General features: G+C 71.4%; 21 protein-coding genes. 8 read left to right on the top strand and 13 right to left on the bottom strand.

Annotated elements, in window-relative coordinates:
- Position 1: 1 nt before the first annotated feature.
- Together ACZ6YG_RS28730 and ACZ6YG_RS28725 are read right to left on the bottom strand one after the other, a co-directional pair.
- Positions 2 to 1,333: a WXG100 family type VII secretion target gene (locus ACZ6YG_RS28730; protein ID WP_466019693.1), complete on the bottom strand. Its 1,332-nt coding sequence runs from the start codon at positions 1,331 to 1,333 to the stop codon at positions 2 to 4.
- A 5-nt stretch (positions 1,334 to 1,338) separates the two neighbouring features.
- Positions 1,339 to 1,722 carry a hypothetical protein gene (locus ACZ6YG_RS28725; protein WP_148036996.1) on the bottom strand — a complete coding sequence of 128 codons (384 nt, stop codon included), beginning with the start codon at positions 1,720 to 1,722 and terminating at the stop codon, positions 1,339 to 1,341.
- 98 nt (positions 1,723 to 1,820) lie between these two features.
- On the opposite strand from ACZ6YG_RS28725, the gene eccB reads away from it, so the two are divergent.
- Complete coding sequence (eccB, locus tag ACZ6YG_RS28720) at positions 1,821 to 3,251, top strand: type VII secretion protein EccB (protein WP_219543635.1); 1,431 nt, start codon at positions 1,821 to 1,823, stop codon at positions 3,249 to 3,251.
- 3 nt (positions 3,252 to 3,254) lie between these two features.
- On the opposite strand, the gene ACZ6YG_RS28715 is transcribed toward eccB, so the two are convergent.
- The 8 genes from ACZ6YG_RS28715 to eccD form a co-directional block, all read right to left on the bottom strand.
- On the bottom strand, positions 3,255 to 4,007 hold the full coding sequence (locus ACZ6YG_RS28715) for a WXG100 family type VII secretion target (protein WP_466019692.1): 753 nt from the start codon (positions 4,005 to 4,007) through the stop codon (positions 3,255 to 3,257).
- Positions 4,004 to 5,041, bottom strand: coding sequence for a pentapeptide repeat-containing protein (locus ACZ6YG_RS28710; protein WP_466019691.1), 1,038 nt, complete (start codon positions 5,039 to 5,041; stop codon positions 4,004 to 4,006). The genes ACZ6YG_RS28715 and ACZ6YG_RS28710 overlap by 4 nt, the downstream gene beginning before the upstream one ends.
- Positions 5,042 to 5,045: 4 nt before the next feature.
- The gene (locus ACZ6YG_RS28705; protein ID WP_466019690.1) at positions 5,046 to 6,359 is read right to left on the bottom strand and encodes a WXG100-like domain-containing protein; all 1,314 of its coding nucleotides are present in this window, start codon (positions 6,357 to 6,359) and stop codon (positions 5,046 to 5,048) included.
- Between the two features lie 7 nt (positions 6,360 to 6,366).
- A complete protein-coding gene (locus ACZ6YG_RS28700) occupies positions 6,367 to 6,759 on the bottom strand; it encodes a hypothetical protein (RefSeq protein WP_148036991.1) in 393 nt (130 codons plus the stop codon).
- Positions 6,760 to 6,838: 79 nt separating this feature from the next.
- A complete protein-coding gene (locus tag ACZ6YG_RS28695) occupies positions 6,839 to 7,144 on the bottom strand; it encodes a WXG100 family type VII secretion target (protein ID WP_148036990.1) in 306 nt (101 codons plus the stop codon).
- A 17-nt stretch (positions 7,145 to 7,161) separates the two neighbouring features.
- Positions 7,162 to 7,509: a WXG100 family type VII secretion target gene (locus tag ACZ6YG_RS28690; protein WP_148036989.1), complete on the bottom strand. Its 348-nt coding sequence runs from the start codon at positions 7,507 to 7,509 to the stop codon at positions 7,162 to 7,164.
- 219 nt (positions 7,510 to 7,728) lie between these two features.
- The gene (locus ACZ6YG_RS28685) at positions 7,729 to 8,172 is read right to left on the bottom strand and encodes a YbaB/EbfC family DNA-binding protein (RefSeq protein WP_148036988.1); all 444 of its coding nucleotides are present in this window, start codon (positions 8,170 to 8,172) and stop codon (positions 7,729 to 7,731) included.
- Between the two features lie 22 nt (positions 8,173 to 8,194).
- Positions 8,195 to 9,667 (bottom strand): type VII secretion integral membrane protein EccD, encoded by a 1,473-nt coding sequence (gene eccD, locus ACZ6YG_RS28680; RefSeq protein ID WP_148036987.1) that lies wholly within the window; start codon positions 9,665 to 9,667, stop codon positions 8,195 to 8,197.
- A 149-nt stretch (positions 9,668 to 9,816) separates the two neighbouring features.
- On the opposite strand from eccD, the gene eccCa reads away from it, so the two are divergent.
- The 5 genes from eccCa (at position 9,817) to ACZ6YG_RS28655 (ending at position 15,878) form a co-directional block, all read left to right on the top strand.
- Entirely contained in the window at positions 9,817 to 13,806 is a 3,990-nt protein-coding gene (gene eccCa, locus ACZ6YG_RS28675; protein ID WP_466019689.1) for a type VII secretion protein EccCa, read from the top strand.
- Positions 13,807 to 13,929: 123 nt separating this feature from the next.
- Entirely contained in the window at positions 13,930 to 14,370 is a 441-nt protein-coding gene (locus ACZ6YG_RS28670; RefSeq protein WP_148036985.1) for a hypothetical protein, read from the top strand.
- Positions 14,371 to 14,376: 6 nt separating this feature from the next.
- A complete protein-coding gene (locus ACZ6YG_RS28665; protein ID WP_397198522.1) occupies positions 14,377 to 15,213 on the top strand; it encodes a hypothetical protein in 837 nt (278 codons plus the stop codon).
- On the top strand, positions 15,213 to 15,581 hold the full coding sequence (locus ACZ6YG_RS28660; RefSeq protein ID WP_219543641.1) for a YbaB/EbfC family nucleoid-associated protein: 369 nt from the start codon (positions 15,213 to 15,215) through the stop codon (positions 15,579 to 15,581). Before ACZ6YG_RS28665 ends, ACZ6YG_RS28660 begins: the two co-directional genes overlap by 1 nt.
- A 12-nt stretch (positions 15,582 to 15,593) precedes the next feature.
- The gene (locus ACZ6YG_RS28655) at positions 15,594 to 15,878 is read left to right on the top strand and encodes a YbaB/EbfC family nucleoid-associated protein (protein ID WP_261809123.1); all 285 of its coding nucleotides are present in this window, start codon (positions 15,594 to 15,596) and stop codon (positions 15,876 to 15,878) included.
- A 172-nt stretch (positions 15,879 to 16,050) separates the two neighbouring features.
- Here ACZ6YG_RS28655 and ACZ6YG_RS28650 read toward each other — a convergent pair whose 3' ends face one another.
- The 3 genes from ACZ6YG_RS28650 to ACZ6YG_RS28640 form a co-directional block, all read right to left on the bottom strand.
- Positions 16,051 to 18,159 (bottom strand): serine/threonine protein kinase, encoded by a 2,109-nt coding sequence (locus ACZ6YG_RS28650; protein ID WP_466019688.1) that lies wholly within the window; start codon positions 18,157 to 18,159, stop codon positions 16,051 to 16,053.
- Positions 18,160 to 18,261: 102 nt separating this feature from the next.
- Positions 18,262 to 19,407: a S8 family serine peptidase gene (locus ACZ6YG_RS28645; RefSeq protein WP_466019687.1), complete on the bottom strand. Its 1,146-nt coding sequence runs from the start codon at positions 19,405 to 19,407 to the stop codon at positions 18,262 to 18,264.
- A gap of 75 nt (positions 19,408 to 19,482) precedes the next feature.
- Complete coding sequence (locus tag ACZ6YG_RS28640) at positions 19,483 to 19,755, bottom strand: WXG100 family type VII secretion target (protein WP_261809082.1); 273 nt, start codon at positions 19,753 to 19,755, stop codon at positions 19,483 to 19,485.
- 196 nt (positions 19,756 to 19,951) lie between these two features.
- Here ACZ6YG_RS28640 and ACZ6YG_RS28635 point away from each other — a divergent pair, with 196 nt between their 5' ends.
- A complete protein-coding gene (locus ACZ6YG_RS28635; protein WP_466019686.1) occupies positions 19,952 to 21,697 on the top strand; it encodes an acetyl/propionyl/methylcrotonyl-CoA carboxylase subunit alpha in 1,746 nt (581 codons plus the stop codon).
- Between the two features lie 180 nt (positions 21,698 to 21,877).
- Positions 21,878 to 23,260: a hypothetical protein gene (locus ACZ6YG_RS28630; protein ID WP_261809081.1), complete on the top strand. Its 1,383-nt coding sequence runs from the start codon at positions 21,878 to 21,880 to the stop codon at positions 23,258 to 23,260.
- Positions 23,261 to 23,296 lie beyond the last annotated feature (36 nt).

Below are 23,296 nucleotides of genomic sequence, written 5' to 3'. Positions count from 1 at the left end.
GTCAGCCGATCCTGCTGTTCACCGAGCCGGTGTCGTCGCCCCACACGTCGTCGTCCTCGTGCAGCCACGTGGTGGACTCCCGGTCCCGGGAGTCGCCGCCGCCGCCCCCTCCGCCCATGCCGCCCATCGGGAGGAAGGGCATCCCGGCGCCGGTGCCGGAGCGGGTGCCGAGGCTGGTGCCCTGGCCGGGGCCGAGGGCTCCGCCGGTGCCGATGCCGGTGCCGCCGTAGGTGACGGGCGTGGCCGACGTGGTGGGCGTGGTGTATCCGGGGGTGGTCGCCGTCGTGGGCGTGGTGCCCGTCGGGGAGTAGCCGGACGTGGTCGGGTTGTAGTCCGCCAGGCTGGTGGTGCCGTCGGTGCCGGGCGGGTTCCGGTTCAGGCCGGCCGTGTCGACCGACGGCTGCGTGCCGTTGTCGGGGCCGGTGGTCGAGCCGACGGGGACGGTGCCTCCCGGGACGCTGGTTCCGGGGGGATAGTTGCCGTTCGGGTCATAGCCGTTGGGGTTCGTGCCGTTCGGGTCCACGCCGTTCGGGTTCGGGAGGCCGGTGCTCGGGTCGTAATCGGCGAAGGAGGGGCCGCCGGGGTTGCCCGTGCCGTCGGTGCCGCCGTTCAGGCCCAGGCCGGTGTTGGAGTACGGCGAGGGGTTGCCGGTGGGCAGGCCCGTGGGGTAGTCGACCTGCGTGGGATCGTCCTGCGGCATGCCGGGAGGCTTGATGTCGCGCAGGCTCTTGTCCACGGTGTCCGGGATGGCCTGGTGGACGACCACGAGGTCGTTGGTGAACGTCTGCAGGTGGAGTCCGGCCAGTTCGTCCGGGGAGCCGAAGTCGGTCTTGGCCTCGTTCAGGACCTTGCCGTCGCCGCCGTAGTAGCCCGCGTAGGCACTGTAGATGTCGGGGATGCTGTCATCCCAGGTGGCGCCGGTTCCTCCGCCGTTCGTCCAGGTCGGCAGGATGCCCTTCCACGAGTCCTCGACGAACGCCTGGTGCTCGCGGACCACGCTGGCGAGGTTGTCGACGGGCGTGTGCATCGCGCCGAGCTTGGTGGCCAGCTCGCCCATCGTCACGTAGAGGATGCCGAGGGCCGTCTGCGCCTCGACCGACGCCTCGCCCTCCCACACCTCGGCGAGCTTGATGGCCTGGGTCTTGATGGCCTCCCTGGCCGTCTCGACCGCCGTCTTGGCGTCCTCGTACGAACTCGCCGCCTGCGTGATGCTCGTGAGGTTGAAGCCCTTGATGAAGGTCACGACCTGCTCGACGCTGCGGCCTCCGGTCTCGACGGCCCAGCTGCCGCAGGAGGGCTTGATCAGGTGGATCTCGTGCTTGGTCCCACCCATGCCCCTCACACCCCCTGGTTGACGATGTCCGTCACTCTGTAGGTGCCGGCTCCGGCTTCCACCAGCGCGATCGCGGTGGAGAAGTTCTCCAGGACGTCCTCGTAGACGTCGAGGAACTCCCGGTGTGCCGTCTCCAGCGTCGTGGCGAACGACTCGGTGCCCTGGTTGCGGTCGATGCTGCGCAACTGGGTGCGCACGTCGGAAAGCGAGCCGTTGATGCTGAGGTCCTGGATCGAGCCCTGGTGCTCGCCGTAGCCGCCACCGTTGATCGGCTTCATGATCTCTCGCAACGCCTCGGCGACGTTCGTGATCTTCGTGGCGTCGTACCCGACGCCGTCCCGTTCGGCGACCAGGCCCGGCCAGTCCTCGGGCGGTTTTGCTGCTCCCACGAGACCTCCCCCCTTAGGGCACTCGATCATGCACCTTACTCGAACAGTTCCTTTTCCGTACAGAAGACACAGAGTCAACTTGCGTAACATATGGCGCTATGCAGACCCAGAAGGATCTCTATCAAGCGCATCGCCTCATGACACTGCGCCTGGGTCTGGCGCTGATGCAGGGGGAGCCCGATCTGCCCGAGTCGCCGATGCGCCGGCAGACCGTGGCGACGTTCGGAGGGATCCTGATCGCGATCCTGGTCGTGGCCGCGTTCGGGATCTGGGGGCTGCTCAGCCCGGGGAACGCCACCAAGCTGACCGACGCCGGGCAGCTGCTGATCGAGGAGGAGACCGGCGCCTCCTACGTCTACAACCAGCAGAGCCGCAAGCTGCAGCCGGTGGCCAACTACGTGTCCGCGCGGCTGCTGCTCGGCAACGACGAGATCAAGGTCAGGACGGTCTCGGCCGAGTCCCTGGCCGGTTTCGCCCGCGGGCAGAAGGTCGGCATCCAGGGGGCGCCGGACTCGCTGCCGGACAAGGAGCGGCTGGTCAAGGCCCCGTGGTCGGCGTGCGTCGCGGAGGGGACCGACGCGGCCGGGACGCGCAAGCCGTTCGTGACGCTGGTGGCCGGCACCGACCTCGGCGGGACGCCGGTGGGCGACGAGGCGCTGGTCGTCAGCGACGGGCAGCAGAACTGGGTGCTCTGGGCCAACCACCGCATGCGGGTGGCGAACGTGGCCCGGCTCACCGACCAGACGCCGCGCCGCGTGCCGGCCTCGTGGATCAACGCCATCCCGGCGGGGGTGGACTTCGCCGCGCCGAAGATCGCCCAGCGCGGCGACAAGGTCCGCGGGCCTGACGGCAGGGCGTCCAGGGTGGGACGGGTGTACAAGGTGGAGTCGGTGGCCGGCGCGGCCGAGCGGTGGTACGTGCTGCTCGCCGACGGCCTCGCGCCGATCGACCACACGCAGGCCATGCTCCTGCTCCTGGACCCGGCCAGCAAGCCCGCCTACGGCAGGCTCCCGGTCCGCGAGACGGTGATCGACGCGGCGACCGCCAACGCGGCCAGGGCGTCCGCGCGCCGCCTGCTGGACAGCGGGCTCCCGGCCACCATGCCGAGCTTCCGCTCGCCCGGCATGTCGGCCCCGCTCTGCGCGGTGTACGAGGACACCGTGAAGGGCTCGACCAAGGCGGTGCTGACCACGGGCAGCCGGATGGGCCTCCCGACCCCGGGGACGAGCGCCGGCGCGGACAAGGTCGACCAGGTGCTGCTGCCGCCGGGCAGCGCCGTGCTGGCGGGGACCCTGCCGGGCGAGGGGCAGCTGTCGTCGGTGCAGCAGTACTGGCTCGTCACCGACCAGGGCAAGCGGTTCCAGCTCACCTCGGCGGACACGGTGGGCAAGCTCGGGTACGAGGCCGCGGACGTCGCGCCGGTGCCCGCCCACCTGCTGCGGCTGATCCCGGACGGCCCCGCCCTGGACGAGGCGGCGGCCCGCACGCCGGTGCAGGACGTGCAGCCCATCCAGCAGGCCAGCCAGTGACGGCTAGACCTGCAGGTTGGTGTCCGGGCGGAGCTGACCGGTGTCCTCGTCGTAGACCAGGCCGTCGTTGGTGAACGGCTGCCGCATGCTCGTCGGGTCGCCGGTGTTGAGGACCGACATCTCCGACGGGATGGGGTCGACGGTGGGGAACATCTGGCCGGTCATCTGGGTGTACTGGACCGCCAGGAACATGATCCCGGCCAGGATCGCCGTCTTCTTCCAGTTGCTCGCCACGATCTTCTTGGTCGCGGCGAGGATGGCCTTCCCCAGAGCGGCGCTCATCCCGTACACGGTCACGGCGGAGACCGGATGCCATCGGGTCGCGAAGCAGAAGATGCCCCAGGCGAGCATGACGCCGGCGATGGCGAGCACGATATAGGAGACGATCTTCATGAAGTCGGCGGTCGAGGAGACGGCGTTACCGGTCTCGTCGCGGATGTTCTTGAGCTGCCCGATCGACTCGACGAAGCTGCCGTGGACGCCCGAGAACGACTGGAAGGCGCCCCCCTCCCACTTGCCCTCCTCCTTCAGCTGCGTCTTCAGCGCCTCCAGCTCCGTCACCAGGTTGTCGAGCTCGGTGGTCACTCCGTTCTGGTCCGTGGAGCGCCAGTTCGTGGCGGAGTCGTCCATGCCTTCGGGGTTGGAGACCAGCGTGCCGAAGGCGGCCGCGACGTAGAAGGCCCACGGTTGGGCGATCATGACCGCCGCCGTCAGGGACATCATGGCGGCGGCGCTGAAGGCGTCCTTGCCGTTCACAGCTCCTCCTGGCCGATCACCTGAGGCGCGATGTCCTCGTCGCCGCCCCAGACGCCCTCGTCCTCGGACAGCCCGACGGTCTTGTCGCGGTCGCGTTCCTCCCCGCTGCCCGCGCCCCCGCCGCCCATCGGCATCATGGGCATCATCGGCATGCCCGGGGCGCCCGCTCCGCCGCGCAGCCCGGCCGCGGCGCCCGGGGCGAGCCCGCCCCCGCCGGAGCCCGCGCCCATGCCGGTGCCGGTGCCGGGCACGCCGCCGAGCTGGTTCCCCGTACGGGTGCCCAGGCCGGTCGCGTTGGGGTCGAGGGACGGCACGTTCGGCGTCGTGGGCTGGTAGGACGACAGGTCGGTCTTGTTGGGGTTGTTCAGGGCCGAGTCGAGGTCGGGGACCCGCGTGTCCACCTGGTCGGTGTTGGGCAGGCCGGTGTTCGGCAGGCCGGTTCCCGGCAGATCCGTGCCCGGCAGGCCGGCCGACGGGTCCTGGGTTCCCGGCAGGTCGGTCCCCGGGAGATCAGTGCCGGGGAGATCGGTGCCCGGCAGGTCCGTCCCCGGCAGGTCCGTACCGGGGAGATCGGTGCCGGGGAGGTCGGCGCCGGGAACGTCGAGGCCGGGCACGGCGGCGCCCGGGATCTCGGGCTGAGGGCCGTCGAGTCCGGGCATCTTGGGGGCGGAGACCGGGCCGGGGCCGCCGGGGAGGTCGGGACCGCCGCTGTTGTCGTCGGCTTCCTTGTAGTTGTCGTCGGCCGCCCTGAGCGCGGGCTCCCAGCTCGCCAGCGCCTCCCTGGCCCGCTGCAGCGCCTCGCGCTGGGACTCGATGGCCGATTCGTGCGCGCCGTGCACGCCCATGCCGAGCACCCCGAAGTGGGGCCAGGGCACGCTCAGGTCGCCGGTCCTGCCCCCGAGGGTCTCGAGATAGGTGACATGGCCGCCGATCTGCCCCCCGGCGCGGTCGAGCTCCCCCTTGGTGAAGGAGACCCCGGACGACGGCGGGCCGTCGGAGCCGGGCGTGGGGAAGGTAGGCCAGGTGTTGCCCATCAGCTCATCCGATCACGGGTTCCGTCGTGTCATGGCCGGTCGTCCAGGAGTTGGGATCCTCGGAGAGGTACGTGGTGCGCTCGACGTCGCCGTAGTCACCACCGCCGCCGCCCGCGCCCCCCGCGCCGCCCATGAACGGCATGAGCGGCATGCCGCCCATCGGCCCGCCGAGTCCGCGCCCGGCGGCGCCCAGCGCGGACTGGCCGCCGAGCATGCCCGGGGAGCCGATCACCGAGGGGACGCCCGGGGTCGAGCCCACGGGAGTGAGGACCGAGGGCGGGGCCACCGTGGTGGTCACGGGCGCGAGCGTGGTGGGCGTGAACGTCAGGGTCTGCGGCGTGACGGTCGCGAGGTCGGTCTGGCGCGGGTCCGTGCGGGTCCCGCCGTCGGTGGTCGTACGGTCCTCGTTGCCGATGACCGACGGCGCGGTGCCGTCGCCGGTGCCAGTGCCGGGGTTCCGGCCCGGGTCCTGGTTCCCCGGGGCGCCGGGGTCAGGGGAGCCGGGGTTGTTCGGATCGTTCGGGTTGTTGGGATTGCTGGGGTCGTTCGGGTCCGTCCCGCCGGGGGTGGAGCCGTCCGGGTCGGTGCCTCCGGGGTCGGAGCCGCCGGGGTTCGTCCCGCCGGGGTTGGTGCCGCCCGGGTTCGTCCCGCCCGGGGCTCCGGCCCAGCCGCCGGAGCTGTCGTACGCCGTCGAGCCGAAGGTGGGCCCCCGCGTGCCGGAGCCGGTCGGGTAGCCGGGGTTCTCGTACCCGCCGCCCGTGCCGGGGAGGCTGACCGTCGGGAGCTCGTACATGATGTAGTCGGGGACTTCGCTGTCGAAGATCGTGACGATCTCCGTGTTCAGCTTGTGGATCGCGTCCTGCGCGATCATGTTCTTGGCGGCCTGCTCGATGTCGGGCTTCTCGGCGCCGGTCCCCTGCAGATGGTTGCCGTCGATCTCCGCGTCCGTCGGCGCGCGCTTGGCCTCCTCCCTGGCGGTCTCCAGGTGGCCCGCGTACGACTGCAGCGCGGTGCCCATCTGCTGCATCTTGGTCGACAGCTCCTGGCCGGAGGCGTGCAGGAGCTGCAGCGCCTGGCGGGCCTTGGAGGCGTCCGGGCCCTTCCAGATCTGGGCGATCCGGCCGGCGTGCTCCTCCAGGGAGCTGATCGCCTGCTCGACCTTGCTCGACGCAAAGGTGTACGTCTGACCGGCGCCCCGGACGTAGGCCGGATCGGTGCTGTTCAGCCAGGAGTTGATCTCCTGGCTGGTGGAGCAGGGCCGATCGCCGAAAGGCGCGCTGGCGTAGGACGTGATGGTGACGATTTCCTGCTTGCTCACCAGGCGATCATCCCTCGTTGGCCTGGCGCGCGCCGTCGTGGTTCGCGGCGCTGGCCTCCACCGCTTCGACCACGTCCCGGTACGCGTCGATGAACTTCTGGTAGACCTCGGCGAACTTCTGGCCCGCGTTCTGCGAGCCCACGGTCGCGGCGAGGGCCGAGGCGTCGTTCCACTGACCGATCTGGGAGGTGGTCAGCGGGATCTCCTCGTCCGCCGGACGGTCGCCGGTCGCGATCTGGTTGACGTTGCCGTTCGGCCGCTCGCCGTTGCCCAGCATGGCTTCGAGGCTGGCCCGCAGCTCCTGGGCGATGACCCGCATGCTGGCCGGCGAGTTCTCCCTCGCGTCGAACAGGTTGGGGTCGACCGGCAGCTCGGCACCGCGTTCGTCCGGCAGGGCCATACCCGTCATTCCTTTCCGCTAGCAGCAGTCCTCCCGGCCACCGGTCCGCGACGATGACCGAGAGGGGGTACGAGCCGGGCTAGTCCATCCAGATGCTGATGTTGCGCTGCTCGGCGGACTGGTAGTTGCCCTTGGCGACGTTGACGGCCTCGGCGGCCTTGAACAGCTGCTCGCCCATGGCCTTCTCGTGCTGGTTCCACTGCTGGCGCTTGGTCTCGAAGTAGGTTTCGGCGTCACCCTGCCAGCTCGCCCCGAGCTCCCGCTGGATGTCGGCGTAGAGGTCGTCGGTGGCCCTGTCGAGCTCGGTGATGACCTTCTTGAGCTCCTCGTAGGCCTGCTCCATGGAGCCGAACCGGACAAAGGTGTAGTCGTCAGGCATGGTCATGGCGTTGTCCGTCCTGCTCAGCGGTTGGCGTTGATGAGGGAGTCGATGCGACCGGCGCCGCCGTCGCCGACGAAGCCGCCCGCGATGTCCATGTTCTGGTCGGCCGCGTTGCGGTAGACGCCGGCACCGATGTTGAGCCGGTCGTAGATGTCCTCAAGGATCTTGATGACGCCCTTGAACTCCCCGTCCCACTGGTCCAGCGCCGCGCCGAACCGCTGCGCGGCGCCACCCTGCCAGCCCTGGCTGGTCAGGTCGGCCTTGATCTGCTGCACGCGCTGGCGCATGCCCTCGATGTACTGCGCGGTGTCCTGGCAGTAACCCGCCGCGTTGGTCAGCTGAGTCGGACTTGCCCCGTACAGAGCCACTGGACCTCCAAGTCGACATGGCGTTGTCCGTCACGTGGGCGCAGCATGCAACTGACCCCCATGAACAACATCAAATGCCATGTTAGTCAACATCAACCCCAGGATTCCCAGAAACATCAGATTACGGATTGGTCGCGCTGTGGCGTCGTTCGAGTGAACGCCCTGGTGGCGGAACCGCGGCTTTCTGACCCGGAGGACGTGCGGCTGTGGTGATCGGGGTCAGATCTCCAGCCGGCGGCGGATGCGGTCGAGTTCGCCCATGACGTCCGTGAACGCCCGGTCGTAGGCCGCCTCCGCATTCTTGATGTCGTTCAGCGCCGAGCTCGGGTCGGTGGCGAGCTTCATGGGGTTGCCCCGCTCGCCGAACGCCTCGCCCGCCATCTCGGTGAACTTCACCTGGAAGTCGGCCACGGCCTCGGCCAGCACGACCTTGATCAGGTCGGCCAGCTCGCCCGACGCCAGCCGCATGGCCTTGGGGTGCAGGTTCAGCTCGCGCAGGCCGGTCTGGTCGTACTCCACCGTGACCAGGCCGTCCTCGTCCTCGGCCCGGCCCACGCAGTCGCCGGCGCCGCGCTGGAACTTCTCCAGGCGGGCGATCTGGTCGTCCATGCCCTTGAGCAGCTTCTCGATGTCGATGTTGGCGAAGTCGCCGAACTCCTGCATGCCTTCAACCTCCCGTACGAGATCAGCCGGACAGCCCGCGCACCCACGTGTAGACCTCCAGGACCCCCAGCGCGAGCGGGAAGAGCTGGACGATCAGCGCCACGTCGAGGATGTCGGCCGCGCGCCCCCAGAACGGCGACGGCCTGCCCGTCGCCAGCCACAACCCGATGCCCACCGTCATCAGCGCCAGCCACAGGATCCCGGTGGCCACGGCCACCGAGCCGACGATCTCGCCCTGGCCGACCATCGACATCGCCAGCATGGCCAGGCCCGCCAGGCCCGTGCTGATCAGCCAGACGCGCTGGCCGAGCCCGCGGAACACCCGGGCTCGCATGATGAGTGTGAGCGACAGCGACACCGTCATGACGTCCGCCACCCAGCCGTCGGCGAGCACCAGCAACGCCAGGGCGATCAACGCCGAGAGCGCGATCGCGGCGACCATGCCGGTGGCGTAGCCCTGCGCGATCCGCGTGCGCTCCTGGATGGCCGGCGCGTCCAGGCGCTGGTTGTCGTTGCGGAGCTCCTCCGCGGTGGTCGGCATGGCCGGCAGCGGCACCTTGGCCAGCCGGAACGACAGCGTGGGCACCAGCGGGCTGAGCGCCAGCAGCAGCGCGATGGCCACCGCCGCCACCCCTGCCGGCGGCGGCGACCACACCATCACGACCGCCGAGCAGATCCCGCCCACCGTGGCCACGCCGGCCGTGCCGAGGAAGCCGGGCACGCCGTCGGAGATCAGCGCGCCGCCCACGGCGGCCACCAGGGCCAGGCAGGCCAGCGCCGCCAGCAGGTGCGGCGCGCCGAACCCGGCCGAGGTCCCCGGCGCGAACAGGCCGGCGACGAACCCGTACGGCAGCGCCGAGTGCCCGATCAGCGCCCCGGCCATCGAGTCGCCGACCGCCCTGGACAGCAGCGTGCCGGTGACGATCAGCAGCAGCGCCAGCAGCCCGGCCACGATGGTGACGGTCAGCGCCGGCATGCCGGACAGCGCCAGGCCCACCGCGCCCAGCACGAGCAGGGCCGTCGCGCCGCTCGCTCCCATGACCCTGGTCTGCGTGGCCGACCAGGCGCCGCGGCCCTCGCGCACGCCGGTGGCGACCACGTCCGCCACGTCGTCGAACAGGGCCGGCGGCAGGATCGCCTCACGCGGCCTGAGATAGAGGATCTCGCCGTCGAGCACGCCCAGCGAGCCGAGGCTCTGCCCCAGGTCGAACGGCTGGCCGCCGAGCCGCTGCAGCGTCCAGCCGGGCGCGGCGGCGGAGTCGCCGTTCACCTCGCCCAGCGCGCGCAGCAGGCTGGGCAGCACGTTCGGCAGCGGGATGTCGGCGGGCAGGGCCAGGTCGGCCTTGCGCCGGGGGCCGACGATCGTCACGTGGCACTGGGCCGGCAGCGGCACCGGAACCTGCGACAGGGCGCCCTGCTGGATCGGCCCGCGCGGCGGCCCCGGCGGCCCGGCGTATCCGGCGGGCCCCCGCGCGCCGGGTGGTGGCCCGTGCATCGGCGGCTGTCCAGGTGGTGGCCCTGGGATCGAAGCCGGCGGGCCGGGCAGAGGTCCCTGAACGATCTGTCCCATCTCTACTCTCCGTCCCCACCAATGGTCACGGACAACAGAGAACATATCGGGTCTCTTCTGGTAAGAACGTCTCGATGAGCATCGTCGTCGTACGCCGACCAGAACGCCGCCCGGGACCCAAACCGCCGCGCGGCGAGGTCCTGCTCGAATCTCCGCCCGAGATTCCCGAGGTCCAGCCGCAGGGCTTCTCGATGGCCCTCACCTACCTGCCGATGCTGGCGGGCGCGGCGGCGATGGCGCTCATGTTCACCGCCTTCGGCAACGCCAACCCGATCATGTACGTGGCCAGCGGCCTGTTCGCGCTGTCCATGGTCGGCATGACGGCGGGCCAGCTCACCCGCCAGCTCGGCGAGCGCAAGTACAAGCTCAACGGCGCCCGCCGCGACTACTTCCGCTATCTGGGCCAGGTGCGCAAGAAGACCCGGCGCGCGGCCAGGCAGCAGCGCGAGGCCCTGGAGTGGAGCGGGCCCGAGCCGGACGCCCTGTGGTGGATCGCCATGGGACCCCGGCTGTGGGAGCGCCGCCCGCGCGACGAGGACTTCGCCACCGTGCGGCTGGGCACCGGCGTCCAGAAGCTGGCCATCCAGCTCATCCCGCCGGACTCCAAGCCCGTCGAGGACCTGGACGCGCTGGCGGCAGGCGCGCTGCGCAGGTTCATCAGGGCGCACTCCACCGTGGCCGGGCTGCCGGTCGCCGTGGCGCTCGGCTCGTTCGCCAGGATCCGGATCGGCGGCGACCCCGGGACCGTGCGCGACCTGGTGCGTGCCATGATCGCCCAGCTGACCGTGTTCCACTCGCCCGACGACATGCGGATCATGGTGTGCGCCGGGAGCGAGTGGATGACGTACTGGGAATGGGTCAAGTGGCTGCCGCACGCGCTGCATCCCGAGGAGATGGACGCGGCCGGCCAGGTACGGCTGATGACCGACAACCTGGGCGAGCTGGACCGGCTGGTCGGCGGCGAGCTCAAGGAACGCGCCCGGTTCCGGCCCGGCGCGGCGGCCGAGTCGCTCCCGTACCACGTGCTCATCCTGGACGGCGGGCACGTCCCGCAGGACTCTCAGCTCGGCAGCGACGCCATCCAGGGCGTGACGGTCATCGACCTGTCGGGCTCGTCCGCCGACGTGGAGGAGAAGAGCACGCTGCGGCTGGACGTCCAGCCTGACGGGTTCCACATGGTGAAGCTCGACCACGCGGGCAAGGAGCACAGGACCCGGCTCGGCGATCCCGACGGCCTCGACTACCTGCGGGCCGAGGGCCTGGCCAGGCAGCTCGCGCCGTTACGCACCTCGGCGTCCGGCGGCGGCGACGCCGAGGACGTGCTGGCGGCCAACACCACGCTGACCGACCTGCTGGGCGTGGGCGATCCCGGCCTGCTGGACCCGGCGGTCGCCTGGCGTCCGCGGGCCGGCCGCAACAGGCTGCGGGTGCCGATCGGGCTCGGCGCCGACGGCCGGGTCGTGGAGCTGGACATCAAGGAGTCCGCGCAGGGCGGCATGGGGCCGCACGGGCTGGTCATCGGGGCCACCGGCTCCGGCAAGTCGGAGCTGCTGCGCACGCTGGTGCTGGGCCTGGCGGTGACGCACTCGTCCGAGATCCTCAACTTCGTCCTGGTCGACTTCAAGGGCGGCGCGACCTTCCTCGGGCTCGACTCCCTCTCCCACGTCTCGGCGGTCATCACCAACCTGGAGGACGAGCTCCCGCTGGTCGACCGCATGTACGACGCCCTGCACGGCGAGATGGTGCGCCGCCAGGAACTGCTGCGGTCGGCGGGCAACTACGCCTCGCTGCGCGACTACGAGCGGGCCAGGGAGCAGGGAGCGGACCTGGCGCCGATGCCGACGCTCTTCGTGGTGCTGGACGAGTTCAGCGAGCTGCTGTCGGCCAAGCCGGAGTTCGTCGAGCTGTTCGTCATGATCGGCCGGTTGGGCCGCTCGCTCGGCGTGCACCTGCTGCTGGCCTCGCAGCGCCTGGAGGAAGGGCGGCTGCGGGGCCTCGACACCCACCTGTCGTACCGGATCGGCCTGCGGACGTTCTCCGCCATGGAGAGCCGGGTCGTGCTCGGCGTGGCCGACGCCTACGAGCTGCCCTCCGCGCCGGGCAACGGTTACCTCAAGTTCGACACCACCGGCATGACCAGGTTCAAGGCCGCGTACGTGTCGGGCGCCTACCAGGCGGACGGCCGGCGCGTGAGCGGCGACGACGGCCACACGATCCTGCGCCAGGTCGTCGAGTACGGACCGGCGTACGTGCCGCTGCCCGTCAAGCCGAAGCCCAAGGAGGCCCCGGCGGCGGAGGTGGACGAGCGCTCCCCTTCGCAGACCAGCCTGCTCGACATCCTGGTGCGGCGCCTGCAGGGGCACGGACCCGCGGCCCACCGCATCTGGCTCCCGCCGCTCGGCGAGCCGCCCACGCTGGCGCACCTGCTGCCGCCGCTCTCGGTGACCCCCGAGCTCGGGCTGTCCACGCCGGGCTGGAACGGCAGGGGGACGCTGCACGCCGTCATCGGCATCATCGACAAGCCGTTCGAGCAGCGGCGCGACCCGTACTGGCTGGACCTGTCCGGCGCCGCCGGGCACGTCGGGGTGGCCGGCGGCCCGCAGAGCGGCAAGAGCAACGTGCTGCGCACGCTCGTCACCGGCATGGCGCTCACCCACACGCCGGCCGAGGTGCAGTTCTACTGCCTGGACTTCGGCGGCGGCGGCCTGGGCGCGCTGGAGGGGCTGCCGCACGTGGGCGGCGTGGCCACCAGGCTCGACGCCGACCGGGTACGCAGGACCGTGGCCGAGGTGTCGGGGATCCTGCGGCAGCGGGAGCGGGGGTTCGCCGAGCGCGGCATCGAGTCCATCGCCACCTACCGCAAGATGGTCGGCGAGGGCAGCGCCCAGAGCGACGGCTTCGGTGACGTGTTCCTGGTCATCGACGGATGGCTGACGATCAGGCAGGAGTTCGAGAGCCTGGAGGCCGTGATCACCGACCTGGCGGCCCGCGGGCTGGGTTACGGCATCCACGTCGTGGCCACGACCAACAAGTGGTCGGAGTTCCGGCCGGCCATCAGGGACCTGTTCGGCACCAGGATCGAGTTCAAGCTGGGTGACGCGTACGAGTCGGAGATCAGCAGGAAGGCGTCGCTCGCCGTGCCCGAAGAGTCGCCGGGACGCGGCCTGACCAGGGACGGCATGCACTTCCTCGCGGCGCTGCCGCGCATCGACGGGCGGCGCGGGGCGGACGACGTCTCCGACGGCATGCGTTCGCTGGTCGAGAACGTGCGCAAGGCGTGGCAGGGGCCGTCGGCGCCGCCGGTGCGCCTGCTGCCGTCGCTGCTGCCCGCGGCCGACCTGCCGGGGCCGGAGCAGACGGGCCCGCGCCGGATCGCGATCGGCATCGACGAGGACGCGCTGGCGCCCGTCGCGCTCGACTTCGAGACCGACCCGCACTTCGTGGTGTTCGGCGACAACGAGTGCGGCAAGTCCAACGTGCTCAAGCTGATCATGGAGGGCGTGGTCGCGCGGCAGACGCCGGGCGAGGCCATGATGATCGTGATCGACTACCGGCGGTCGCTGCTGGACACGGCGGTGACCGACCACCGCATCGGCTACGCCGCCTCCAGCACCGCGGCCAACGACCTGATCAAGGACGCCCGCTCGGCCCTGCTCAAGCGCCTGCCGCCCGCCGACCTCACGCCCGAGCAGCTCCGGTCGCGGAGCTGGTGGCAGGGCGCGGACCTGTACATCGTGGTGGACGACTACGACCTCGTGGCGACCTCCAACGCCAACCCGCTGGCGCACCTGGCCGACCTGCTGCCGCAGGCCCGGGACATCGGCCTGCATCTGGTGCTGGCCCGTCAGAGCGGCGGCGCCAGCCGGGCCATGTTCGACCAGGCCGTGCAGCGCCTGAAGGAGATGGCCAGCCCGGCGCTGATCATGTCGGGCAACCGGGAGGAGGGCCAGCTCTTCGGCAACGTCCGGCCGCAGCAGCTGCCCGTGGGGCGCGGCTTCTACGTCGACCGGCGGAACGGCTCGCGCCTGATCCAGACCGCGTACCTGGAGCAGGAGCAGCGGTGACGCCCTCCTGACGGCGAGGGCCGGGAAACGCCCGGTTACATGATCGTGAACGGCGAGCGCCTATTGCCCTTCACCTGGGCGAATGCCGATTTTTCAGGCTTATTCGGGTGGTACAAAGATCACGTGTCGACCGAAGAGGCATCCCCGCTGAGCCCGTGCCCGCACAACCCCGCGTGCCCGCCGCCCGTCTGCCTGCCGCCGTCGCTGCGGCCCACGGCGGCGACGGCGACGCCGGTCCGTCACGACCCCGCGGGCGGCACGAACCTGCCAGGCTACGAGACCCGGACCGGCCACATCGACGGGTTCGCCGGCACCATGAGCGGCACCGCCGACGGCGTGGGCCTGGTCAGGGAGCGGACCCCGCGCTTCGAAGGCTGGAACCTGGTCCCCCTGGCCGGCGTCCCCGTCATCGGCCTGATGTTCGTCAACCGCCTCAACACCATCTCCGACACCTGGCGCGACAGCGCGGGCATCCTGCGCGACGTGCTCCGTACGGACGCCGCCAAGGTCAGCAGGGCGGCCGCCAACTACCGGCAGGCGGAGAACCCCGGCGGGGAGAACTGAGAGATCATGGCGCCTGACCCCCGGCTGATCCTGCCCGGCCAGACCACTCCCCCGCAGGGCACCCAGCAGCTCCACCTCGCCAACAACCACGGCAACGTCACCAGGACCGTCCAGGTGCCGCCCGCCGCCACGCGCACCGACCCCGGCTTCTTCAAGCGCCTGGTCACCCAGCTCAACCCGCTGAGGCAGACGACCAGGGGCGCGATGATGCTCTCCGGCCTCGGCCTGGGCGCGCTCGCCATGGACGTCGCGGCCACGGCCAACCTGGGCAACCCGTTCCTGTTCTACGACCGGCGCGAGACCTGGAAGGAGATGTCCGGGTCGCTGGAGGGCAACCGGTCCAACCTGTGGCGTGGCTACTTCGACGACATCTCTCCGAACTGGAACGGCCAGGCCGCGGGCATGCTGCAGCAGTACGTCCGGTTCAACGTCAACGGCCTGTTCAGCCAGCTCGGCAAGGTCAGCGACGAGATGAGCGGCACGATGCACGGCCAGTACAAGGAGGTCCTGGAGTACGACCTGTCGGTCATGGGGCTGTACGCCGCCTCGGCGCCGATCCTGCGGACCCTGGCCGCCATGAGCGCGCACCCCGTCGCCAAGGTCGCCCTCGCGACCCAGGTCGGCGTGTTCACGACCGCGCTCGGCAACCTCGTCAAGCAGTTCGCCGACATCTACAACTCGTACGAGGGCGATCTCAACAAGCTGGAGCTGAAGCTCAACGACCTCAGGGGCGCCTTCTACAACTCCGGCGACCCGAATCTCGGGGCGCGCGAGCTGAACCTGTCGGACGCGATCGAGGACGCCACGGTGGACGACATGTGGGTGCCGGCGGTGCAGGACTGATGGGCGAGATCGACGCGTTCGCCGCGGGCCGGGAGGGCGACCTCGCCGCTCTGCTGCGCGAGATGGACGGCTGGACCGCCAGGGTCACCGGCATGTTGGAGGAGCTGGCGAGGGAGCGGCTGGAGGGCGCCGACGCGAGCGGCGTCGTCCGGGCCAGGGTCTCCGGCACGGGACGGCTGCTCGGGCTCGACATCGACGCCAGGGGCCTGCGCGACCTGGACCACGAGCGGCTGGCCGAGGCCGTCAAGGAGGCCGTCGGGGCGGCGCGGACCGCCATGGGCGACCGGCTGGCGGAGCTGACCGGCGATCCTGCCTCGGCCGCCGATCCGCTGGCGCCCCACGTCGAGCGCGTCATGCGGGAGGGCTGAGCGGTGCGGGAGATGGAAGAGGCGATGGCGCGCCTGGACGAGCTGGTCTCCACGGCCCGGCGGGCCGAGGAGGCGGCGGCCGAGTGGAGCGCGCGCCGGTTCACCGGGCGGGCCGACGAAGGCCGCGTCGTCGCCACGACGGACGCCCTCGGCGTCCTGCTCGACCTGCGGATCCATCCGGTGAGCCGGAGCCGGCTGGACGCCCGCCGGCTCGCCGACGAGATCCTCGCCGCCATCACCCGTGCGGAGGAAGAAGCCGAGAACGCCAGATCCCGTCTCCTGCCCGGCCTCCACTGACAGGAAAGAAAACCCCCTCCAGGGCCTCCTGGAGGGGGTTTCTGATACTCATCCCCCTCCGGCATCGCCGGTGGGGGTTTTCGCGTACCTGTCCCCCTCGGGCGTCAGCCGGTGGGGTTTCGAGTACGAGTCCCCTCCGGGGGTCACCCGGAGGGGGTTCTCGCTACCTGGGTCAGCCGCAGTTGCCCCAGCCGGTCCTCATGCCTTCGTCGCCGACGCTGCCGGCGAACCGGACGCACTTGCCCCTGGCGGGCAGCTTGATCGGTCCGGCGTAGTACTCGTAGTTGCCCAGAGCGGTCTTGGCCTCGCCGCCCTGCACTTCCAGCGTGACGCTCACCTCGGAGGCCTTGCCGACGTTCACCCGCTTCAGGGTGACCGCGCAGTTCTCACCGGTGGCGTTGTTCCAGAGCTGGTAGGTCTCGCCGCCCTTGAACGCCTGCTGGCGCTGCACGACGAAGCCGGAACCGCAGACCTGGACGGCCGTGTACGGGTTCTTCGCCGAGGGCGTCGCGGTCGGCTTCTTGGTCGGCGTCGCGGTCGGCTTGACCGTCGCCGTGGGCTTCGCCGTGGCCGTGGGCTTCGCCGTGGGCGGCGCGGTGTCCGCCGGGGGCGGCTCAGGCGTGGCGGTCTCCGTGACGGTCGGCGTCGGCGTGACCGTCACCGTGACCGTCGGGGAGGGCGTCGGGGTCGGGGTCGGCGTCTGCGTGACGGTGACCGTCGGCGTCGGATGGACCATGTCCTCCGACTTCGACGGGCGCGGCCTCGACCTCTCCGTCTGGGTCGCGTCGGAGGACTCCGTCACGGTCACCGTCGGCTGCGCCTGGGTCGGCTGCGTGACCGACTGGGTGGCGATCTGCACGGGCGTCGGCACGGTGCTCAGCTCCGGCGGCGCGGGCGACTGCGACTCCCAGTCGTTGGGCAGCACCATGGGGCCGACGTCGTTCGGGTTGCCGTTGGTCGGGCTGGCCCACGGCACCGTCACCTCGGGCTGGCTCTGCTGAGGCTCACCCTGCGGCGGCGGGTTCTGCTCCGCCTGCGCGACGCCGTTCTCCACCTTCTCGCTGCCGGAGCCCCGCCCGTCGGCCTGGTCCCCGGCCGCCGCCACCGGCTCGAAGCGCTGGGTCGAGGCGTACTGGTTGGCGCCCCAGAGCCCCACACCGGACAGCAGCGCCAGCGCGCCCACCGCGGCGACCAGACCCGCCGGGAACTTGCGCCGCGGGCTGGAGGACACCGTCTGCCCCGCCACGGGCGCCTGCCGCGTCTGCTCGCGCGGCGGCTCCCAGGCCGGGGCCGGCGGCGGCATCGGCACGCCCTGCATCGGCTCGGCGCTCCCCTGCAGCGCTCCCTGCGGAGGCACGCCGGGGTGCCCGCCCTGCTGGGGCACGGGCGGCGGCCCCCAGGACTGCTGCGGAGGCACGCCCTGAGGCGGCATCATCTGCGTCGGCACGCCGTCGAGCGGCACCCCCTGCACGGGCACGCCCTGCAGAGGCTCTCCGTCGGCCTGGGCGCCCTTCTGTGCGACGACCCCGCCGCGCTTGTCGCCGAGGAGCTGCAGCAGCGCCATGTACGTGGTCGGCCGCTGCGCGACGTCCTTGGACAGCGCCGACATCACCACCCGGCGCAGCGGCTCGGCCAGGTCGCCGAGCTCGGGCTGCGCGTTCAGCAGCGCGTCCTCGTCATGGCCGAACGGCGGCTGCCCGGTCGCGGCGAACACCACGGTCGCCGCCCAGGCGAACACGTCGGCGTAGGGCCCGTACGCCAGGCCCCTGACCTGCTCCGGAGCCCGGAAGCCCAGCTCGCCGACCGGCTCGCCCTGGTCCAAGTCGGTCACACGGGGGCCGTCGGCGCCGAGGATGACGTTGTGCGGGGTGAGACCCCGGTGGGTGATGCCGGCCAGGTGGACCGCGGTCAGCGCGGTGAGCACACCCACGGCCACCCGTTCCAGGCCGTCGCCGTCGAGCGGGCCGTCCTCGGCCACCACCTCGGCGAGCGTGCGGCCCTCGACGTACTCACGGGCCACGTAGAGGTGGTCGCCGTGCTCGCCGGCCTCCAAAGTCCTGGCGACGTACGCGCTGGACACGCGCTGCACCCCGGTGAGCCTCGCGACGCCGTCGTCGCCGCCCTCCGGCACTGGAGGCAATAACTTGATCACTGTCAGCGGCGCGTCATCGGACTCCTTGCCGAGGAACACCGCTCCGCGCGGCCCGTCAGCCAACCGTCCTGAGATGACGTACGCGCCCAGCTTTTCGGGATCACCCGGCAGCAGGGGGTGCATCTCCATCCCTTCAGTAAAACCATGATCTCGAAGGGACATTCAACCGCATCTACCACTTTTGCATCAGTAGTTTCACCGACGAATTGACAATTCACCCACAGGACAGCCTCAAGACGTACGGCCGGGCCGCCAGCCCCGGCGCCGGCCCAGCGGCACGAGCAGCGCCAGCGCCACCGCCACCATGGCGGCGAGCAGCGCCCCGCCCCCCACCGCCGTGGCGATGCCGATGGCGGTCTCGTCGCGGGGCGGGACCTTGGCGATGGCGTCGGCAGGCAGCGCGGTCGGCGGCGGATCGGCCACCACGGGCGCGTTGGCGGCCTCGTACGGCAGCACGGCCGTGACCGCGAGCACCGGGTTCACCATGCCCGCGCCGGTGCCCGCGCCGGCCGTGCCGTCGGCGGTGGCGATGATGCGCCGGCGCACCTGCTCCTGGTTGAGCCCCGGGAAGCGGGCCCGGACCAGGGCGGCGGTGCCGGCCACGTACGGGGTGGCGTAGCTGGTGCCCTCCAGGCCGCGCTTGTAGGCCTTGCCCGGCCAGGGGGCGGTGATGTCCGTGCCGGGGCCGACCACGCCGACCGGGGTGGCGGCGTTGGAGGAGTCGACGCGGCGGCCGTCGGGCGCGGCCCCGCCCACGGACAGCACGCCGTCGTAGGCCGCGGGATAGGCGGGCACGCTCTCGTCGTCGGGGCCGGTGACGTTGCCGGCGGCGGCCACCACGACGGCGTCGCTGGCCAGCGCCCGCTGCACCGCGGCCCGCAGGGACGTGTGGTCGGAGGCGCGCACGGAGACGTTGATCACATCGGCCCCGGCGTCGACCGCGTGGTTGATGGCGTCGACCAGCTTGCGGATGTCGCCGTCTCTCTTGTTGCTCTGCTTGAGCACGACGAGCCTGGCGTCGGGCGCGACGCCGTGGAAGGGGACGCCGGCCACGTAGCGGGCGGCGATGATGCCGGAGACGGCGGTGCCGTGGCCGACGCAGTCGTGGTGACCGGTGTGCGTCTCGTCGACGATCTTGGAGACGCGCAGCTGCGGGTGGCCGTAGTCGACGCCGCTGTCGATGACGGCGACCGTCACCCCGGCGCCCCTGGTCAGCCGCCAGGCGTTCTTGACGTCGAGACGTTTCTGCGCCCACGGCTCGCCGGCGGGCAGCTGGAGCGTGCCCTTCTCCGGTCTGCAGTCGTCGGGCGCGGCCGCCGCGGGAACCGCGGCGAGGTGCAGGGCGAGCAGGCTCGCCAGGAGGGCGCGACCGATCATGTCGGGAAAGCGTAGCGCGCCCGGGCCGGCGCGCGGAGGCCCCGACCCCGGACCGGGGCCTCCGCGGCGCCGCCGTCAGCGGGTCGCGGACTCGATGTTGCCCCGGTAGGTGTCGATGACCCGGGACGCCTCGACGAGCTCCTCGGTCATGCGCTGGAAGGCGGTCCGGTAGTTCTGCCAGGCGCCCTGGAACTTCTGGGCTCCCGGGCCGGTCCAGGCCGTGCCGACCTTGGCGGCCTCCTTGTCCAGCGCCGCCATCGTGGCGCGCACCGCCTCGGACTGCTGCTTGAACTGAGCGGACATCGCCTGCATCTCTGCAGGGTCGCCGCCGAGCATGCTCTGGCTCACGCAAACCTCCTGGTTGGGGACCTGGTTGGGGACGCTGAGTCGGACGGGGAAGCGCCCTCACCCTAGATGCGCCCCCACCGCCTCGTCGGCCTCCATACCGAGCGGCTATGGCCCCCTACGACCCGACCCACCTGCGGATGATCGATTTGCAGCACTTACACTCCCCTCAGTGCTCGCCGAGGAAGGATGGATGTCGGTGCAGAAGGTTCTCATCGCCAATCGCGGCGAGATCGCCGTACGGGTGGCTCGCGCGTGCAAGGACGCCGGGATCGGGAGCGTGGCCGTCTACGCCGAGCAGGACCGGGACGCCCTCCACGTGAAAGTCGCCGACGAGGCGTACGCGCTGGGCGGTCAGTCGCCCGCGGAGACCTACCTCGACTTCGGCAAGCTGCTCGACGTCGCGGCGCGGTCGGGAGCCGACGCGGTGCACCCCGGTTACGGCTTCCTGGCCGAGAACGCCGGCTTCGCCCAGGCGGTCATCGACGCGGGCCTGATCTGGATCGGCCCGCCGCCCTCCGCCATCGCCGCGCTCGGCGACAAGGTGCAGGCCAGGCACATCGCCCAGAAGGTGGGCGCGCCGCTGGTCGCCGGCACCAAGGACCCCGTGTCCGGGGCCGACGAGGTCGTCGCGTTCGCCGAGGAGCACGGCCTGCCGATCGCGATCAAGGCCGCTTACGGCGGCGGCGGGCGCGGCATCAAGGTCGCCCGCCGGCTGGAGGAGGTCGCCGAGCTGTACGAGTCGGCGGTGCGCGAGGCGGTGGCCGCCTTCGGCCGGGGCGAGTGCTTCGTCGAGCGCTACCTCGACCGGCCGCGGCACGTCGAGACCCAGTGCCTGGCCGACAGCCACGGCGACGTCGTCGTGGTCAGCACCCGCGACTGCTCCCTGCAGCGCCGCCACCAGAAGCTCGTGGAGGAGGCCCCCGCGCCCTTCCTCGACCAGGAGCAGCTCGACATCCTCTACGCCAGCTCCAAGGCCATTCTCAAGGAGGCCGGCTACGTGGGGGCCGGCACCTGCGAGTTCCTCGTCGGCCAGGACGGCACGATCTCCTTCCTGGAGGTCAACACCCGCCTCCAGGTCGAGCACCCGGTGACCGAGGAGGTCGCGGGGGTCGACCTCGTACGCGAGATGTTCCGGATCGCCGACGGCGAGCCGCTCGGCTACGGCGACCCCGAGCTGCGCGGCCACTCGATCGAGTTCCGCATCAACGCCGAGGACGCGGGCCGCAACTTCCTGCCCGCGCCGGGCACCCTCACCGCCATGCGGGCGCCGTCGGGTCCCGGCGTGCGGCTCGACGCCGGCTACGAGACCGGCATGACCGTGCCGGGCGCGTTCGACTCGCTCGTGGCCAAGCTGATCGTGACCGGCCGCACCCGCATGGAGGCCCTGGAGCGGTCGCGGCGCGCGCTGGCCGAGTTCGAGATCGACGGCATGCCGACGGTGCTGCCGTTCCACCGGGCGATCGTGTCGGACCCGGCGTTCACCTCCGACCCGTTCACCGTCCACACGCGGTGGATCGAGACCGAGTTCGACAACACCATCCCCCCGTACGCGGGAGAGACCCACGCCGACGAGCCCGAGCCGCGCGAGACGGTCACGGTCGAGGTCGGCGGCAAGCGGCTGGAGGTCGTGCTGCCCGCGGGCCTCGGCGCGGCCGCCCCGGCCGCGGCGGGCGCGAAGAAGCCCCGGCGCGCGGCGGGCGGCGCGAAGAAGGCGGCCGCGAGCGGCGACGCGCTGGTCTCCCCGATGCAGGGCACGATCGTCAAGGTCGTGGCCGGCGACGGAGCCACGGTCGCCGAGGGCGACACCGTGGTGGTGCTGGAGGCCATGAAGATGGAGCAGCCGCTGACGGCGCACAAGTCCGGCGTCATCACCGGTCTCTCCGCGGACGTCGGCCAGACGGTCACGTCCGGGGCGACGATCTGCGAGATCAAGGACACGTGACGGCGATATCGGGCCCCAGGCGGGCCCGATATCGGCGATGCCGGAAGTGCGGACCACCCGGCGTTCCCCAGATCCGCCGGGGGGCTCGCGCGCCGGGAGGGCTTCTGGCGGGTAACGTGCCCAGTGAGGAACTTTGCCGACCGCCCGTTCGTCCTCATGGGCGAAGGAGGCTTGCTGCCAATGACACATCCGCTGCGCCGCGCAGGGGCCGCGATCGCGGTTCTCGTCGCCGGTCTATTCGTCACTCTTGCGCTGTCCCCTGCGGCCATAGCCGCGGCGGCGCCGCCCGATGCCCAGACGGTGCTCTCCCATTGGAAGGGCGGCGACCCACTCTATGTGCAGTCCGGGTCCGCGCTGAGCTCTGACCAGCAGTCCGAGATCCGCGACGCGCTCAAGGACTCCAAGAACGACATCTATCTGGCCGCGCTGCCCGACGACACGGTGACCGACCCCGCCGGCTACATCAAGCAGCTCGGCGACGCGGTGTCCGAGGCCAAGAAGTCCTCGTCGGGCGGCCAGTGGACCGTCGCCGTGCTCGACGGCCCGACGCTGTTCGCCGCGTCCAACTTCGGCAAGGCCGGCATGACCGACCAGCTGTCGAAGCTCGCCGTGCGCAACAACGACGACGTCGTCTCCGGCATGGAGGACTTCATCGCCCGGGTCAACCTCATGGCCGAGGGCAAGACGCGCTCCGCGCTCGACTCCGGCCCGGTCAACGACGGCAGCGGCTTCGGCGCGCTGGCCACGCTGGGCGTGCTCGCGGTGGCCGGCGGTGGCGGCTACTTCCTCTACTCGCGCAACAAGAAGAAGAAGCAGGCCATCCAGGACGCCAAGGACCTGGCCGCGGTCAAGCAGACCGTCGAGGAGGACGTCACCAAGTTCGGTGAGGAGATCACCGCGCTCGACACCGACGTCGTGCTCTCCGGCGAGGGCGGCAAGCACATCGACGAGTGGGCGCAGGCCCTCGACTCCTACGAGAAGGCCAAGACCCAGCTCGCCGCGATCGAGCGGGCCGACCAGGTCCGCGAGGTCACCGGGACGCTCGAGGAGGGCCGCTACGCCCTCGCCGTGGTGAAGGCCAGGGTCGACAACCAGCCGGTGCCCGAGCGGCGCGCCCCCTGCTTCTTCAACCCGCAGCACGGCCCCTCCCTGCGCGACGTGCGCTGGGCCCCGCCCGGTGGCGTGGTCCGCGACGTGCCCGCCTGCAAGGCCGACGCCGAGGCGGTGGAGCGCGGCTTCGACCCGCAGATGCGCGAGGTCATGGTCGACGGTCAGCGCCGTCCCTACTACGACGCGGGCCCGGCCTACCAGCCGTACGCCTACGGCTACTACGGCGGCTTCGGCGACATCATGACCGGCATGTTCATCGGCACCATGATGGGCTCCATGATGGGCTGGGGCATGGGCGGCATGATGATGGGCGGCATGATGGGCGGCGGCTACGACGCCGGTGCCGGCGGTGACTTCGGCGGCGGTGGCGACTTCGGCGGTGGCGGAGACTTCGGCGGCGGTGGCGGCTGGGGCGACTTCGGCGGCGGCGACTTCGGTGGCGGCGACTGGTAGCCCACCCTCACTCACCAGCATGAGCGCGCTCCCTTC

Source organism: Nonomuraea sp. NPDC054003, assembly GCF_055585125.1.
Note: the sequence above shows the minus strand (reverse complement) of the source record. Positions and strands in the feature narration are given on the sequence as shown.

What these genes read in the sequence shown, in the direction of transcription:
- ACZ6YG_RS28730 (WP_466019693.1), bottom strand. Translation starts at nt 1,333, where the DNA reads ATGGGTGGGACCAAGCACGAGATCCACCTGATCAAGCCCTCCTGCGGC.
- eccB (WP_219543635.1), top strand. Translation starts at nt 1,821, where the DNA reads ATGCAGACCCAGAAGGATCTCTATCAAGCGCATCGCCTCATGACACTG.
- ACZ6YG_RS28710 (WP_466019691.1), bottom strand. Translation starts at nt 5,041, where the DNA reads ATGGGCAACACCTGGCCTACCTTCCCCACGCCCGGCTCCGACGGCCCG.
- ACZ6YG_RS28700 (WP_148036991.1), bottom strand. Translation starts at nt 6,759, where the DNA reads ATGGCCCTGCCGGACGAACGCGGTGCCGAGCTGCCGGTCGACCCCAAC.
- ACZ6YG_RS28695 (WP_148036990.1), bottom strand. Translation starts at nt 7,144, where the DNA reads ATGACCATGCCTGACGACTACACCTTTGTCCGGTTCGGCTCCATGGAG.
- ACZ6YG_RS28685 (WP_148036988.1), bottom strand. Translation starts at nt 8,172, where the DNA reads ATGCAGGAGTTCGGCGACTTCGCCAACATCGACATCGAGAAGCTGCTC.
- eccD (WP_148036987.1), bottom strand. Translation starts at nt 9,667, where the DNA reads ATGCACGGGCCACCACCCGGCGCGCGGGGGCCCGCCGGATACGCCGGG.
- eccCa (WP_466019689.1), top strand. Translation starts at nt 9,817, where the DNA reads ATGAGCATCGTCGTCGTACGCCGACCAGAACGCCGCCCGGGACCCAAA.
- ACZ6YG_RS28665 (WP_397198522.1), top strand. Translation starts at nt 14,377, where the DNA reads ATGGCGCCTGACCCCCGGCTGATCCTGCCCGGCCAGACCACTCCCCCG.
- ACZ6YG_RS28660 (WP_219543641.1), top strand. Translation starts at nt 15,213, where the DNA reads ATGGGCGAGATCGACGCGTTCGCCGCGGGCCGGGAGGGCGACCTCGCC.
- ACZ6YG_RS28655 (WP_261809123.1), top strand. Translation starts at nt 15,594, where the DNA reads ATGGAAGAGGCGATGGCGCGCCTGGACGAGCTGGTCTCCACGGCCCGG.
- ACZ6YG_RS28650 (WP_466019688.1), bottom strand. Translation starts at nt 18,159, where the DNA reads ATGGAGATGCACCCCCTGCTGCCGGGTGATCCCGAAAAGCTGGGCGCG.
- ACZ6YG_RS28645 (WP_466019687.1), bottom strand. Translation starts at nt 19,407, where the DNA reads ATGATCGGTCGCGCCCTCCTGGCGAGCCTGCTCGCCCTGCACCTCGCC.
- ACZ6YG_RS28630 (WP_261809081.1), top strand. Translation starts at nt 21,878, where the DNA reads ATGACACATCCGCTGCGCCGCGCAGGGGCCGCGATCGCGGTTCTCGTC.